Origin of the sequence: Pluralibacter gergoviae ATCC 33028 = NBRC 105706 (assembly GCF_001598855.1) — a bacterium.
GTDB lineage: Bacteria > Pseudomonadota > Gammaproteobacteria > Enterobacterales > Enterobacteriaceae > Pluralibacter > Pluralibacter gergoviae.
On record NZ_BCZS01000023.1, the window covers coordinates 22091 to 36018 of the forward strand.

Here is a 13928-nt window from a genome sequence, read left to right on the forward strand (position 1 = left end):
CCATCAGACATAACGCTATTGTTAAGTTCTGCGGCTCTGGCAAACAAATAATAAAAACCAGCAGCTTATTCCATAGTGGAATAACGCTCAGCTTACCAGCTGCAGCTCGCGATTCTCCAGCGACGGACGGCTCACCAGCGACATCAGGATCTCTTTTACCGCGTGGGCCTGCGGCGTGAGCTGGCGGCGGGCGGAGATATTGAGCGACAGCGGCAGGCTCATGGACGGCGTGGTGATCCGCGCCATCCAGCCGTTAGAGGCGCTGCACAGGGAGCGCGCGGCGGACTCCGGCAGCACGGTGACGCCCATGCCGCTGGCGATGGCCGCCGTCAGGGTAGAGATAGATTCAATTTCGCCGATGATTTTGGCGGTCAGGCGGCGCAGGGAGAAGGCCTCATCAACCCGGGCGCGCACGGCGCTGTAGTCGCGGGGCAGAAACAGATTCATTTCGGCAATCGCCGCCAGGTCAACGCTCTGGCCGGGGCAGTCGCGGGTGCCCACCAGCCAGAGATCTTCTTTCAGCAGCTGCTGGCTGGCAATGCCGGCCACCGGCGAGCGATCGTAGAGCACCGCCATATCCAGTTCGCCGCCCAGCAGCTTATCGTTCAGCTGGGAGCCGCTGCTCTCGTGCAGGTAAACCACCACTTCCGGCAGTTCGTTGCGCACCGCCTGCAGCAGCGGCATGGTCACGGACGACGCGGCGGTACCCGGAGCGAGGCCAATAGAGACCTGTCCGCTCAGCACCTGGCCGATGCTGTTCACCGCCAGCTGGGCCTGCTCGCACTGGCGAAGGATGGTGCGGGCGTGGGTATAGAGAATTTTGCCTGCTTCGGTCGGCGTTACGCCCCGCTTGGTGCGGATCAGCAGCTGCTGGTCCATCTCCCCTTCGAGGGTCGCTACCTGCTGGCTCAACGCTGGCTGAGCAATATGCAGTACTTCGGCAGCCTGAGTCAGGCTGCCGATATCGACGATTTTTACAAAGTATTTCAGTCGTCTTAAGTTCATGTTGCCTCCATTTCCTGATGCCACGGCCACGGCCGGTAAGTGAATAAGCGAGTTAGCGGAATAATTGCAATATGCTTGCCACTTTTGAGGTATGTGCTAAAGCGCGGCTTAAAGCGGCATGAAATAAGGAATTCTAATAATTTCCGCCGCGCCGTTAATCTGACACAGCTTTACGTTATTGCCCCACCACGAGGAGCGCGCGCACTAATGCGGTGCAATCTGGCGCGTTTATGCGCGAATGCGCGCCTTTTGCTGAAATAGTCAGCAGTTGAACGCAGAGAACGCATTGAGGCTTTGACAGCGGCAGGGCGCGCCGTTACTATGCGCCCCGTTCAAGCGATTCCTCTGTAGTTCAGTCGGTAGAACGGCGGACTGTTAATCCGTATGTCACTGGTTCGAGTCCAGTCAGAGGAGCCAGATTTAAAAAAGCCCGCCTCAGGGAACTGAGGCGGGCTTTTTGCATTTCTACTCTACGCTGCTGATGATTAACTCAGAATCGCATCCAGCCTGGCAAGTACCTCATTAACAACGGCGTCCGGTATGCGTTCCAGACGCTTGCCGTTCCGGGCCGCGATATCGATAGTTCTGGGCTGGTCGCAGCGAATAACGCCCATTGTTTTGGTCCCCGCTTCTTCCAGTGAAACAGTGAAACCTGCCGTACGTGCAAAGTTTCCGCCGCTGGTGACGGGAACCACTACCGGTAGCCGGGTCAGCTTGTTAAACGATGCCTTCGATACGATGAGTACCGGACGTTTTCCACTTTGCTCGTGGCCAGCAATCGGATCCAGTGAAACAAGCCAGATTTCCCCTCTGTCCATTTACAGGATCTCCTTGCCCACCGCAGGCGCATCAATCCATTCCCGGTCCTCTTCGCTCATTTCAGCATGCGGATCGCACTGCGCCAGCAGCTCCTCAAGCGAATAATGAGGCCGTTTCTGCGGTTCGATTATCAGGCAACCATTATTAATGGTCATGCCGACTTCGCTGTCCGTCGTCAGCGCCAGCGTTTTCAGCACGGCGGGAGGAACCGCCAGCATGATGGATCCGCCAACCTTTTTCAGGCGAGTTGTATACATCGCGCACCTCCTAATATTATATTTTAATATAACATCCATGGCAGAAGGTGCGCAATTATTCATCAGATTCATGATGATTTCCTTTGCGTATTAAAGCGTGAATAAAGCCGTTATCATCGAAGGACAGGTCCAGTCGTTTTCGAAGGCGGCGTTGCTGTAAAACAGACATAATCCAGGTACGTCAGTCGTGTCTCGCAACGCATTAAGCATTTTGTGCAAGTGGGAACGACGTGCATAACCAATGAAGGCTGATAATAGAAAACAGTTTTTGCGGTTCAAAGGATTAAGGCAGATCGGATAAACAAAATGCGAGGCAACTTCCGGATCGGGGCTTGTATAGGGTCAATGTCAGCGTCCGCACACCTCACCCGGGATCCGCCTGCGCCGCTTCACAGCGCTGCGCCCGCCGCCGGGAAGGGATAAATAGCCCTCTCCGGCGCGCCGCACGTGCACCGCTGCCGCAATAATAACCATCCAATAAAAGCGCCTATTACCCACGGCGTGGCGTTAATCGTTAAATATCAGAAAGGTAATCAATGAATATTCTGCACTATTTTCGGGCCCGGCAGCCCCGTTTATGTGCAGATATTTTTTATCGTTCGTTTGTATAATTTTAGTCGTTTCTCACTGGTGATCATTTATGCAACATTAGGCGAAACTACAACATCCCTGCAACATCATGTTTGCCCGGTACGGTTAATGTCGCCCAATAATAGCTTTTCGCAGACTCTTCAGGTGAGAGAAAACATGAGAAAGAACGATCAGCATAATAGCGCTTCAGTCACCGCTGTTGAGCTAAGCACCATTCAGCCGATTGCCAACAGTGAGCGGCATGGTAAGCCAAAGGATTTATTCACTATCTGGTTTGGCTCGAACATCATGTTACTGACCGTCATAACCGGGGCGCTTTCGGTCACTATTTTCCATCTCTCATTTTGGTGGGCTTCTTGCGCTATTTTGCTCGGTAACCTGGCCGGCGGTGTTTTTATGGCGCTGCACTCCGCCCAGGGACCGCAACTTGGCGTACCGCAGATGGTGCAAACCCGCGGCCAGTTTGGCTCCTACGGCTCCATATTAATCGTGGCGCTGGTAGTAATAATGTATATCGGTTTTTTGGCATCAAACCTGGTGCTGGCGGGACAGTCCCTGCATATTATCTTTCAGCCGATATCTACTGATGCCGGAATTATTGTATCGGCGCTGCTCAGCCTGGTCGCCTGTGCGTTTGGCTATAACCTGATTCACACTTATACCAAAATCATGTCCTGGGCCTCCGGCCTCATTTTACTGGCGGTGTTTATCTGGGTCGTGTTTGTTCACGGTTTACCCGCTGATTTTCTGCAGCGCAACGGGTTTAATTTTAGCGGATTTCTTGGCGCCGTCTCAGTCGCCGCGCTCTGGCAGCTCGCGTACGCACCTTATGTTTCGGATTACTCAAGATATATGCCTCATGACATCAGCGAGAGCCGCGTATTCTGGAACAGCTATGCCGGCTGCGTTATTGGATCGTTTTTTCCGATGATGCTGGGTATCGTCGTTTCTGTTGCGGTTGTCGACGGCGACCTGATTACCAACCTCGTCAGTATGACGAGCGGTTTATCGTTGCTTTTCATCGTCGTCTTTTCCATTGGTATGGCGGCAACGAATGCGATGAATTTATATTGTGGCGTACTTTGCACGTTAACCGTAGGGCAAACATTCTTCCCTAAATGGTCCCCTCTCTCCAGAGACCGTATTATCGTCGCAATAATCACTATAATGATTGAAATCGCCATTGCAATTTATGGTCAGGAAAACTTCCTGGTCAATTACACTAACTTCATTTTAATTCTGCTTTATGTACTGGTGCCGTGGACAGCCATTAATTTAGTGGACTATTATCTTCTTGCCCACGGCAGCTATGATATTGCCTCTTTCTTTCGCAAAGATGGCGGCATCTACGGATACGTTAACTGGCTGGCGATATTTTGTTATGTCCTCGGTATTATTGTAGAAATTCCCTTTATGTCTACGGCTATTTATACTGGCCCGATCGCCAGAATGCTCGAGGGGGCGGATATTTCCTGGATAGTCGGCCTGGCTGTCGTTTCGCCTGTTTATTATTTCTTAGGGAAAAATGTCGCTGTCGCTCAACCTTTAGTGTCTGAATAAAAGTGGAAAGACGATGAATCAACGCACGGATTACGATTATATTGTGATTGGCGGAGGCTCGGCAGGCTGCGTGCTGGCCGCCCGCTTATCAAAACACAATAATGTCAACGTTTGCTTAGTGGAAGCGGGAAGCCATGATAAGAGCCCACGCATACAAACGCCCGCAGGAACAATTACGCTGTATAAAAGTAAAAAATACAGCTGGAACTTCCACTCTGCTCCCCAGCAGCGCCTGAAGGGACGCCAGATCCATATCCCCCGGGGTAAAGCCCTGGGCGGGTCTTCATCCATGAACAGCATGATTTATATTCGCGGCCTGCCTGCGGATTACGATCGCTGGGAGGCATCGGGTTGCAGAGGATGGGGATGGAAAGCGGTCCTGCCCTGGTTTCGCTTTTCTGAGAACAACCAGTTAGCGCAATCGGCCGAGTTTCACGGCGTTAGCGGAGAACTCTTCGTGGACAGACCCCGGGATCCTAACCCGCTATCACAGGTATTTATCAACGCCGGAAAGCGTTCCGGGCTGCCTGAAAACGGTGATTTCAACGGTGAGCGAATGACCGGCGTCGGCATTTATAACGTCACGCAAAAGGACGGAATGCGCCAGTCAAGCTACCGGGCGTTTCTCCATCCGCACCGCCAGCGCAGCAACCTTACCGTCATCACCGACAGCGAAGTGGACGAGTTGCTTCTCGAGGGTAATAGCGTCACCGGCGTCAGAATCAAAAAAAACGCCGGCGGCGAGGTCATTGAGTTAAAGGCCAGCAGGGAGGTCATTCTTGCAGCCGGCGCCATTAACTCACCGCTTATTCTGATGAAATCAGGTATTGGACCCGAAGATGCGCTGCGCCGCGCGGGTATCGAGACGCGGGTTAATCTTCCCGGCGTTGGCAGGAATCTTCAGGATCATCTCGATGGCCTGGTAACCGTCAGATCGCCCAGCCCGCTGACGCTCGGCTTTTCCCTTAAAGCGTGGAAGGCGATCCTTTTATCACCGCTTAAGTATTTCTTTATCAGAAAAGGCTGGCTGACCACTAACTATGTCGAAGCCGGCGGGTTCGCGTCAACGGCGCTAAGCCCGGACGTTCCTGACGTTCAGTTCCACTTTGTACCGGGCTATCGAAGCCACCGCGGACGCCTGTTTGAGTGGGGCCACGGGTATGCCATCCACACCTGCGTACTGCGGCCAAAATCCGTCGGTTCACTCACCCTGAACCGGCAGAAAGAGGCGGTCGTGGACTTTAATTTTCTGTCTGACGGCGGGGATGCCGATGTCCTGGTGGAGGGCATTAAGCTTGCCAGACGCATCCTGGCCCAGCCGGAGTTCGCGCCCTACCGCGGAAAAGAGATGCTGCCAGGGGCTGAGGTGCAGACGGATGAAGAGTTACACCGCTATGTGCAGGCGCACTGCGCGACGGTGTTTCACCCGGTGGGAACCTGCAAAATGGGGACCGATGCGATGAGCGTTGTCGATCCGCAGACGCTGAAAGTCTACGGTGTTAACCGGCTGCGCGTTGCGGATGCCTCGATTATGCCTTCTCTGGTCAGCGGGAATACCAATGCCCCGGCGATCATGATCGGTGAACGCGCGGCCGCGATGATCTTAAATCAGGGCAGCGCAGCGTGAAATACGGGCAGTAACGGCGGGCCTGCGGCGACTCTCTCATGAATCGCCCAGCGCGCCCTACACCGCCAGTAGGAACTTATCGAAACAGCAGCAGGATTTTGCTATTTCCGCCATGTGCGGAATAATGCCCTTTTCCCGGTCAGTGCGATAAATGGCGCTGTAACGTATCAGAGGCAGCCGGGGCTTAAACGCCAGCTCGCGCAACACCCCGGCCTCTAATAGTGGCTTAAGCGGATTTCGCGGCAGATAGGTAATCCCCATCCCCGCCACCGTCAGGCCAATCTGGGCATTGAGGTTATTACACACAATATTTTTATTCACTCTGATCTCCCGCATCGTAAAATACCGTTCAAAAATCAGCCCGGTTCCTGATTTCGGCCCCTGGACAAAGAAAGAGTATTTACCGGCCTCTTCAAGAGTGATTTTTTCATTCGCCGCGATCAGCGAGGTCGAGCACATCCATACATTTTCAACGCTATGCAGAAGGCAGGAGTTAAGGCGAACGTCATCGTACATATCAGGCGCGATAATAATATCCAGCTTGTCATTAATCACCTGATCGTAAAGCACCGGGGAGTCATCAATCGTCGGTATAATTTGAATTTTAGGATATACATCTCTTATTTTCTCAATCAAAACAGGTAACCAGGTCATCGCCGTCAGCTCGGTAACGCCTATTCTGAGCTGGCTGATTAACACCTTTTTATCGCTGACCCTTTCCAGCATCTGATTCCGGCGTTCGACAATTTCCTGACAGTACATCAGGAGCTCCCGGCCCTTCTCCGTTAACCTTGCGTTTCTGCTCTTGCGATCAAAAACGTCAATATCAAATGATTCCTCAAGCTCGCGGATACGCTTGGAAATTGCCGACTGCGTCATATTCAATTTCTCTGCCGCGGCCTCGAAGCTGCCCAGATTAACAATCCAGATCAGCGCATCCATCTGTTTAAAAGTAATCACACGTTAACCCCGTCAGACATCATTCCGCCGATATAAGCATCTTTTGCTGAGTGATACAACCTTGCGACTTGAGCTCCCCGCCGTTCCGGACGGCAACGCTACAACCCTCCGCCTTTAATAAAAATAACGGCGATATATGCTACCCGCCAGATGGCAACCAGCATGACGAATTAAATGATGATATTTATTCATTATAAGCGCCACCTTCGACGGTGATGATAAGCAAAGGTTATCGTTAACGATGACTAAAAAATAAAACATACAAATCAATAGCATAATAAGAAAAAACGTTTTTTACGCCCTTTAATCAACCCCATTTTTTCATGAAAAAAAGTCATGATTTTTTATCTCTAAATATCGCTAAAAAAAACAGTTCCGCCCGGATAGTATCCTTTGGCAGCCCATTATCAGGTACATCCGTGAATTCCCAACGAGGCTAACTATGACTTTGCCAGGCAGTTTTATAAATCCGTCAATTAAACCACTGACCCAGGATGAACGTCTCTCTTTTTACGATGTTGTTACTCCCCACCTCAGCGACAACATGTCCAGAAATATTGGCATCAGCGGGCTGCAGCGGTTTAATAAAACCGGCAAGCTTATCGGTACGGCGCTGACGGTAAAAGTTCGCGGCGGCGATAATTTACTTGTTTATAAAGCGATGACGATGCTTGAAAAAGGGCATGTGCTGGTCATTGATGCTCAGGGCGACACGAATAACGCGATTATCGGTGAACTTATTAAACTGGATTGCGTTCGCCGGGGCTGCGTCGGGTTCGTGGTCAATGGCGCAATACGCGATGTGGCAAGTTTTGCCGATACGCCGCTGTATGCCAAATGCGTTATCCATAAAGGACCGTTTAAAACCGGCCCCGGCGAAATTAACGTCCCGGTGAGCATTGGCGGTCAGGTTATTAATCCTGGCGATATTATTATTGGTGACGAAGACGGGCTTGTCAGCTTCCCCTATGAATATAAAGACGAGCTGCTGACGCTGGCGGCCAGGAACGCGGAAAAAGAGAATGCGATTAAAGAGATGATCGCCTCCGGCGCCGAGGATCAAACCTGGTACACCGCCCTGCTTCGTGAAAAAGGATATCTGTAAGATGCCGAATTTGACCTTTATTTCCGAGCGGCTGAAAACCATTAAGCCCTCTCCGAGCATCGCCGCCAATGAGCTGGTCACAACGTTACGCGCTGAGGGTAAGGATATCGTCAACTTCACCATCGGCGAGCCGGACTTCGATACCCCGGAACACATTATTCAGGCGGCCATCGCGGCGTTAAAAAACGGCGAAACGCACTACACTCCCGCCGCCGGCACGGTCGCGCTGCGTAAAGCGGTCTGTGAAAAATTGGCGCGGGATAACGGCCTGACCTATGCCCCGAACGAAATTGTCTGCGGAAGCGGCGGCAAGCACATTATTTTCCATGCCTTTGCCGCCACGCTGAATAAAGATGATGAAGTTATCATTCACGCCCCTTACTGGGTCTCATATCCGGACCTGGCGATACTGAATGAAGCCCGCCCGGTTGTGGTCGAAGGCGATGAAGCTAACGGTTTTAAACTGACGCCGGCGCAGCTGGCAAACAGCATTACCGCCAGAACGCGCTGGGTGGTCCTGAACTATCCCAACAATCCCACCGGCGCCGTCTACACCGCGGCGGAACTTGCGGCGCTGGCCGCCGTTCTTCGCCAGCATCCCGGGGTACTGATCATGCTGGATGAGATTTACGAGCATTTCGTCTATGACCAGTATGAGCACACCTCCCTTGCGGCGGTTGCGCCCGATCTTAAGGACAGGATCCTTATCATCAACGGCGCGTCAAAAGGCTATGCCATGACGGGATGGCGCCTGGGCTTTGCCGCCGGCCCCCGGTGGCTGGTTGACGCAATAACCAAGCTTATCTCGCAGACCACCACCTGCCCCAGCTCCGTCAGCCAGGCCGCAGCGGCGGCCGCGTTCGCCGGCGATCAGCGCCCGGTCAAGGAGATGCTCAGTATCTATGCCGCCCGCCGGCAGAAAATTGTTGAACTGCTCAGCGATGTACCGGGCATCCGATTTACCGCCCCCGCCGGCGCCTTTTATCTGTTTATCAACGTCAGCGGCCTGATCGGTAAAACGCAGCCGAACGGCCGCGTTTTGCATTCCGATGATGACGTAGTGGAGTATCTGCTACGGGACGCCGGGGTGGCCACCGTCACAGGCAAAGCCTATGGTCTGTCGCCTTACCTGCGAATTTCATTCGCCAGCGCAATCGAAGCCATTGAGGAAGGATGCCGGAGAATCACGTCAGCACTTAAACAGCTGCAGTAATAACCCCATTTTAACCAGCGCCAGGTGAGCAATTATGTACAGGCCCAAAATATCCTTAGTGTGGCAGATTGTTATCGGTTTAGTCGCAGGTATTGTCGTCGGTTATCTGCTGAATATTTACCCGGAACACAGCCAGTGGTTCGTTTCTCAGGTATTCAAACCGGCGGGGGACATCTTCATCAAGCTGATGAAAATGATCGTCATACCGGTTGTTTTCTCCTGCCTGGTCGTGGGCATTGCGGGTCATGCGGACAGTAAAGCCGTCGGCAGAATGGGCGTTAAAACTATCGTCTATTTTCTGTGCGTGACCACCACCGCGATTATTATCGGCCTGGTGGTCGGCAATATTGTCCAGCCCGGCGCGGGTGCGGATATGTCGGCAATGGTGCGCCATCAGGTCAATGTTGCGACCCCGGTCTCCGGCGGCCACGGCGTCGGTCAGGTCATCCTCAATATTATTCCGGATAATATTGTGGCTGCGATGGCGAAAGGGGATCTGCTGCCGGTTATCTTCTTTGCGGTGATGTTCGGTATCGGCATCTCGTCGCTGGCGTCAGAAAAGAAAGCCAGCGTGGTGAATTTCTTTTCAGCCGTCGCCGACGGTATGTTTAAAGTGACGGCGATGATCATGGCCTACTCCCCCATCGGCATTTTCGGCATGATCGCCGTTACCGTGACGGATTTTGGCGTCGTCTCTCTTTTACCGCTGGTTAAACTCATCGCCACCACCTACATCACCGCGCTGCTTTTTGTCATTATTGTTTTCGGTCTGATTGCAAGGCTTGTGGGGATCAATATCTTCACGGTGATTCGTTTTATTAAAGATGAACTGATCCTCGCCTTCTCCAGCGCCAGCTCAACGTCCGTGCTGCCGCAGCTTATTCAGAAAACGGAGAGATTCGGCGTCGACAAAACCGTTTCCGGATTTGTTATCCCGACCGGATACTCGTTCAATCTTGACGGTGCGTCTTTATTCCTCGGTATTGGCACCCTGTTTATCGCGCAGATCTACGGCATTCACCTCTCCCTCGCCGATCAAATGATGCTGGTCGTCACGATGGTGGTGACCTCAAAAGGCGCAGCCGGCGTACCGGGCTTTATGTTCGTTATCCTTTCGGCGACGCTGTCGAGTGCGGGGATCCCGCTAGAGGGTATCGCCTTTATTGCCGGCGTCTACCGGCTGATGGATATGCCGAATACCGCTCTCAACGTGCTGGGCAACACCCTCGCGCCGATCGTGATTGCCAAGTGGGAAAACAAATTCAGTGAGCCTCGCTACCGGCAGACTCTGCAGCAGTTGGGTTAACCGTTAGCGGCTCCCCCTTGCCCGCAAGGAAAGGGGGATTTACCCCGGTTAAGCCCACCGCCCTATTTTTTGCCTGCGGCAGTTCTCGCCAGCATCCACGGCTGGCGAGAGCTGCCGCAGGCTTTAATATCGTCAGAAAGTCACCCGATTAATGAGCGTTAATTTCAAAACACTTTATTTAGTTACTTAACTCAGAACCTTTATTCGTAATATTATAAGTCGTTATCCGGATCACGTTTTACCCCCTACCCGCGCGCTATTTTAATCCCCTGCCGCCCCCTGCCCGCTCGGTGAAATGACGTATTACGGCCGCCTGAGAATAAATTAAAATAGGCTACGCCGTTTCTCCTGACTTAATGCAAACTGAAATATTTATGCACAGAGAATATCTCTGGTGAGGAACAGAAAATGAAATTTCGCACGTCATATGGACTCAATTGGTTACCATTGTTAATTATATCGGCGATTGCCGTTTTACTCTGGCATCTGAATCCCCCCTCCGGCTTAACCGCCCCCGCCTGGCATACCGCCGTCCTTTTTGTGGCCACTATCGTTGCTATCGTCGCTAACGTGCTGCCCATCGGGGCGATAGGGATTATCAGTATTACCCTGTTTGCGCTGACCTTCGCCGCCGGCGACAACACCGCCAGCGGCGCGATCCAAACGGCCCTGAGCGATCTCAACAGCGCATTAATCTGGCTCATCGTTGTGGCATTTATGATAGCCAGAGGTTTCATAAAAACCGGACTTGGCCGGCGCATTGCGCTGCATATGATCCGCCTGCTGGGAAAGCGCACCCTCGGGCTGGCCTACGGGCTGGCCTTTGCGGACCTGGTGCTCTCGCCGGCAATGCCCAGCAACACCGCCCGCTGCGGGGGCGTTATCTATCCCATCGCCGACTCGCTGGCGCGTAATTTTGGCTCCAGCCCGGACGACGCCTCGCGCAGTAAAATCGGCACCTTTTTAGTGACCTGCATTGGGAACGTCAACGATGTTACCGCGGCAATGTTTATGACCGCCTACACCGGCAACCTGCTCGCGGTTAAGCTGGCGGCCAACGCGGGCATCGCCATCACCTGGGGCAGCTGGTTCCTGGCGGCGGTAGTGCCCTGCCTGATTTCGCTGATTATCGTTCCGCCTCTGGTGCTGCTGCTGACGCGCCCTGAAATCCGCCGCACCCCGGATGCGCCGCGGCTGGCCGCCGCCGATCTAAAAGCGATGGGGCCGATGACCCGCGGCGAGTGGCTGATGGCCCTCACCGTGGTGCTGCTGCTGGTGCTGTGGATTTTTGGCGACCGGCTCGGGGTGGACGCCACTACCGCCTCTTTCATCGGACTTTCCGTACTGCTGTTATGCGGCGTTCTGCGCTGGGAGGATATCAAAAGTGAAAAAGGCGCCTGGGACACGCTTATCTGGTTCGCCGCCCTGCTGATGATGGCCAATCAGCTTAAGCGGCTGGGGTTCACCACCTGGTTTGGCGATCTGATCGGCGGCAATATCAGCCATTTAATGGCAGGTACCAGCTGGATCCTGGTGCTGCTGCTGCTCAACGCCGCCTATTTTTATACCCACTACTTCTTTGCCAGCGGCAACGCGCAAATCGCCGCGCTGTACGCCGTGTTCCTGAGTGTGGGCGTCAACCTCGGCATCCCCCCGGTTCCCATGGCGTTTATGCTGGCGTTTACCAGCAGCCTGTACTGTTCGCTCACGCAATATACCCATGCCCGGGGGCCGATACTGTTTGGCGCGGGCTACGTGCCGACCGCCGTCTGGTGGCGGACCGGCTTTATTGTCAGCCTGGTCAATCAGGCCGTATTCATGACGGCCGGGCTGGTCTGGTGGAAAATCATCGGATTCTATTAACACCGGCGAGCGAATTGCCCTCTCAGGGCAGGCTATTGCAGGCCCTGGCGCGGCGATTCGCCCGGTAATGCGACGGTTTATCACCACGTCTCCACATTCAGGAGGACGATCATGGATAATTTCCAGCAATCCTGCGAAGCAGCCTATCGCTTTATTGCGCAACAAAAGCGCACCACCGCGAAAGAAATTCGCCGCACCGAACACTTTAAATTTCATGAGTGGGGGGACATTCTTTTCTATCTCAGACATGCTTATGGCGTCGTCAGCATTCGCGGCAAAGGGATTTTTATCAATGAGGAGACGTATCTGCAGTGGCTAAAATCGCCAACCGGCCCGCTGGTACGCAGTTCCACAAAATAGTGGCGAAGTCCCCCGTCCGCAGGTCGCGATACACCATTTTTCACCGCCCGGCGCAGGGCCACTTGCGGTTAGCGAAAATCCCCCTGCGCCGCCTTTTATCTTTATCGCGCACGTCCTCATTTATTTATCGGCGTTATTAACGGGCCGGTGAATTATTATTTCAGTTACGTGACGGAAAGAAACTAAATTCACTATTTAGAAACTAATTAAACAGGAGTGAATGTGATCGCAATCACCCCCGGAAGTATTCTTTAGCGGTTAGATTAATTTATAAATAAAACCCAATAACCCCTCACCCTACAGGACCGCGTATGTCTTCATTACTCCTGCAATCACTGTTTCCGCTGGTATTTGTTATGCTGCTCGGCTGGCTAAGCGGAAAATTAGGTTATATCCGACGCGAGGATAGTAGTATCCTCGCCAGCGTGGTAATAAAATTCGCGCTGCCCTTTCATCTTTTTATTGGCGCCCTGAATACCGATCCGGAAAAAATAAAGAATATCTCTTTTATGGCCGTCCTGGTCATTGGCCTGATGGGCGCCTGGCTGTTCACGCTGCTTCTCTCGCGCTACGTCTTTAAGCACGATATTCGCACCAGCGCCATTCAGTCCCTGGTCTGCGCCTTCCCCGATATGGCCTATTTCGGCGCTCCGGTCCTGGCGGTGCTGATCGGCCCGGAGGGCTTTCTCGGCGTGCTGATAGGCAATCTGGTCACCAGCATTTTAATGATCCCGCTGACCATCGTGCTGATTCGCATGGGAGAAAAAGAGCCCGAAGAGCGCTTTTCCACCCAAAGCCCGCTGCAGATGATTATGCATAACCTGGTCAAATCGGTGCAAAATCCCATCGTCTGGATCCCGGTAACCGGCGTGGTACTGAGCCTGCTGGGGATAAAGATACCGCACCTGCTGAGTATGCCGATCGAAATGGTCGGCAAGGTCGCCGGCGGCCTCTCGCTGTTCACTCTCGGCCTGCTGTTTTACGGCGAAAGCCCGAAACTTAACCTCCAGACCTGCACCAATATCGGCATTAAAAATCTGCTTCAGCCGGCGATCATGGCCTGCGCGGGGCTGGCCTTTGGCCTCAGCCATACGCTGCTGCAGCAGGCGGTAATTATCGGCGCCACCCCCACGGCCATCGCCGCAGGGATGTTTGCCTTACGCAGCGACACCTATATCGAAAACGCGTCATCGACCATTTTAATTGGCACCGCCATCGGCGTGCTGACGGAGGGCATTATGATCTATTTAATCTCATAGCGG

The 13928-nt window shown here is 53.2% G+C and carries 12 protein-coding genes and 1 tRNA gene; 9 read left to right on the plus strand and 4 right to left on the minus strand.

What is annotated here, in order from left to right; translation table 11 throughout:
- Positions 1–87: 87 nt before the first annotated feature.
- A complete protein-coding gene (gene nac, locus ENGE1_RS19460) occupies positions 88–1005 on the minus strand; it encodes a nitrogen assimilation transcriptional regulator NAC (protein WP_043083109.1) in 918 nt (305 codons plus the stop codon).
- 341 nt (positions 1006–1346) lie between these two features.
- Here nac and ENGE1_RS19465 point away from each other — a divergent pair.
- A tRNA-Asn gene (locus ENGE1_RS19465) sits at positions 1347–1422 on the plus strand.
- Between the two features lie 68 nt (positions 1423–1490).
- Here the strand turns inward: ENGE1_RS19465 and ENGE1_RS19470 are convergent.
- Together ENGE1_RS19470 and ENGE1_RS19475 are read right to left on the minus strand one after the other, a co-directional pair.
- Complete coding sequence (locus ENGE1_RS19470; RefSeq protein WP_048252834.1) at positions 1491–1823, minus strand: type II toxin-antitoxin system PemK/MazF family toxin; 333 nt, start codon at positions 1821–1823, stop codon at positions 1491–1493.
- Positions 1824–2081: an AbrB/MazE/SpoVT family DNA-binding domain-containing protein gene (locus ENGE1_RS19475; RefSeq protein WP_048252967.1), complete on the minus strand. Its 258-nt coding sequence runs from the start codon at positions 2079–2081 to the stop codon at positions 1824–1826.
- A 747-nt stretch (positions 2082–2828) separates the two neighbouring features.
- Between ENGE1_RS19475 and ENGE1_RS19485 the strand changes: the two genes are divergently transcribed.
- Together ENGE1_RS19485 and ENGE1_RS19490 are read left to right on the plus strand one after the other, a co-directional pair.
- Positions 2829–4232, plus strand: coding sequence for a purine-cytosine permease family protein (locus ENGE1_RS19485; RefSeq protein ID WP_048252966.1), 1404 nt, complete (start codon positions 2829–2831; stop codon positions 4230–4232).
- A 13-nt stretch (positions 4233–4245) separates the two neighbouring features.
- Positions 4246–5859: a GMC family oxidoreductase gene (locus ENGE1_RS19490; protein ID WP_048252833.1), complete on the plus strand. Its 1614-nt coding sequence runs from the start codon at positions 4246–4248 to the stop codon at positions 5857–5859.
- A 57-nt stretch (positions 5860–5916) separates the two neighbouring features.
- Here ENGE1_RS19490 and ENGE1_RS19495 read toward each other — a convergent pair whose 3' ends face one another.
- The gene (locus ENGE1_RS19495) at positions 5917–6819 is read right to left on the minus strand and encodes a LysR family transcriptional regulator (RefSeq protein WP_048252832.1); all 903 of its coding nucleotides are present in this window, start codon (positions 6817–6819) and stop codon (positions 5917–5919) included.
- Positions 6820–7261: 442 nt separating this feature from the next.
- Between ENGE1_RS19495 and ENGE1_RS19500 the strand changes: the two genes are divergently transcribed.
- From ENGE1_RS19500 to ENGE1_RS19525, 6 genes are all read left to right on the plus strand, one after another.
- On the plus strand, positions 7262–7924 hold the full coding sequence (locus tag ENGE1_RS19500; RefSeq protein WP_048252831.1) for an RraA family protein: 663 nt from the start codon (positions 7262–7264) through the stop codon (positions 7922–7924).
- Position 7925: 1 nt separating this feature from the next.
- Complete coding sequence (locus tag ENGE1_RS19505; RefSeq protein WP_048252830.1) at positions 7926–9137, plus strand: pyridoxal phosphate-dependent aminotransferase; 1212 nt, start codon at positions 7926–7928, stop codon at positions 9135–9137.
- A 34-nt stretch (positions 9138–9171) separates the two neighbouring features.
- Complete coding sequence (locus ENGE1_RS19510) at positions 9172–10443, plus strand: cation:dicarboxylate symporter family transporter (RefSeq protein ID WP_048252829.1); 1272 nt, start codon at positions 9172–9174, stop codon at positions 10441–10443.
- 408 nt (positions 10444–10851) lie between these two features.
- Complete coding sequence (locus tag ENGE1_RS19515; protein WP_048252828.1) at positions 10852–12306, plus strand: DASS family sodium-coupled anion symporter; 1455 nt, start codon at positions 10852–10854, stop codon at positions 12304–12306.
- A 111-nt stretch (positions 12307–12417) separates the two neighbouring features.
- Entirely contained in the window at positions 12418–12666 is a 249-nt protein-coding gene (locus ENGE1_RS19520) for a hypothetical protein (protein ID WP_048252827.1), read from the plus strand.
- A gap of 311 nt (positions 12667–12977) precedes the next feature.
- The gene (locus tag ENGE1_RS19525; protein WP_045287899.1) at positions 12978–13925 is read left to right on the plus strand and encodes an AEC family transporter; all 948 of its coding nucleotides are present in this window, start codon (positions 12978–12980) and stop codon (positions 13923–13925) included.
- Positions 13926–13928: the final 3 nt, after the last annotated feature.

Bases quoted from the DNA above. Each gene is read 5' to 3' on its own strand.
- nac (WP_043083109.1), bottom strand. From the start codon at position 1,005: ATGAACTTAAGACGACTGAAATACTTTGTAAAAATCGTCGATATCGGC.
- ENGE1_RS19470 (WP_048252834.1), bottom strand. From the start codon at position 1,823: ATGGACAGAGGGGAAATCTGGCTTGTTTCACTGGATCCGATTGCTGGC.
- ENGE1_RS19475 (WP_048252967.1), bottom strand. From the start codon at position 2,081: ATGTATACAACTCGCCTGAAAAAGGTTGGCGGATCCATCATGCTGGCG.
- ENGE1_RS19485 (WP_048252966.1), top strand. From the start codon at position 2,829: ATGAGAAAGAACGATCAGCATAATAGCGCTTCAGTCACCGCTGTTGAG.
- ENGE1_RS19490 (WP_048252833.1), top strand. From the start codon at position 4,246: ATGAATCAACGCACGGATTACGATTATATTGTGATTGGCGGAGGCTCG.
- ENGE1_RS19500 (WP_048252831.1), top strand. From the start codon at position 7,262: ATGACTTTGCCAGGCAGTTTTATAAATCCGTCAATTAAACCACTGACC.
- ENGE1_RS19505 (WP_048252830.1), top strand. From the start codon at position 7,926: ATGCCGAATTTGACCTTTATTTCCGAGCGGCTGAAAACCATTAAGCCC.
- ENGE1_RS19510 (WP_048252829.1), top strand. From the start codon at position 9,172: ATGTACAGGCCCAAAATATCCTTAGTGTGGCAGATTGTTATCGGTTTA.
- ENGE1_RS19515 (WP_048252828.1), top strand. From the start codon at position 10,852: ATGAAATTTCGCACGTCATATGGACTCAATTGGTTACCATTGTTAATT.
- ENGE1_RS19520 (WP_048252827.1), top strand. From the start codon at position 12,418: ATGGATAATTTCCAGCAATCCTGCGAAGCAGCCTATCGCTTTATTGCG.
- ENGE1_RS19525 (WP_045287899.1), top strand. From the start codon at position 12,978: ATGTCTTCATTACTCCTGCAATCACTGTTTCCGCTGGTATTTGTTATG.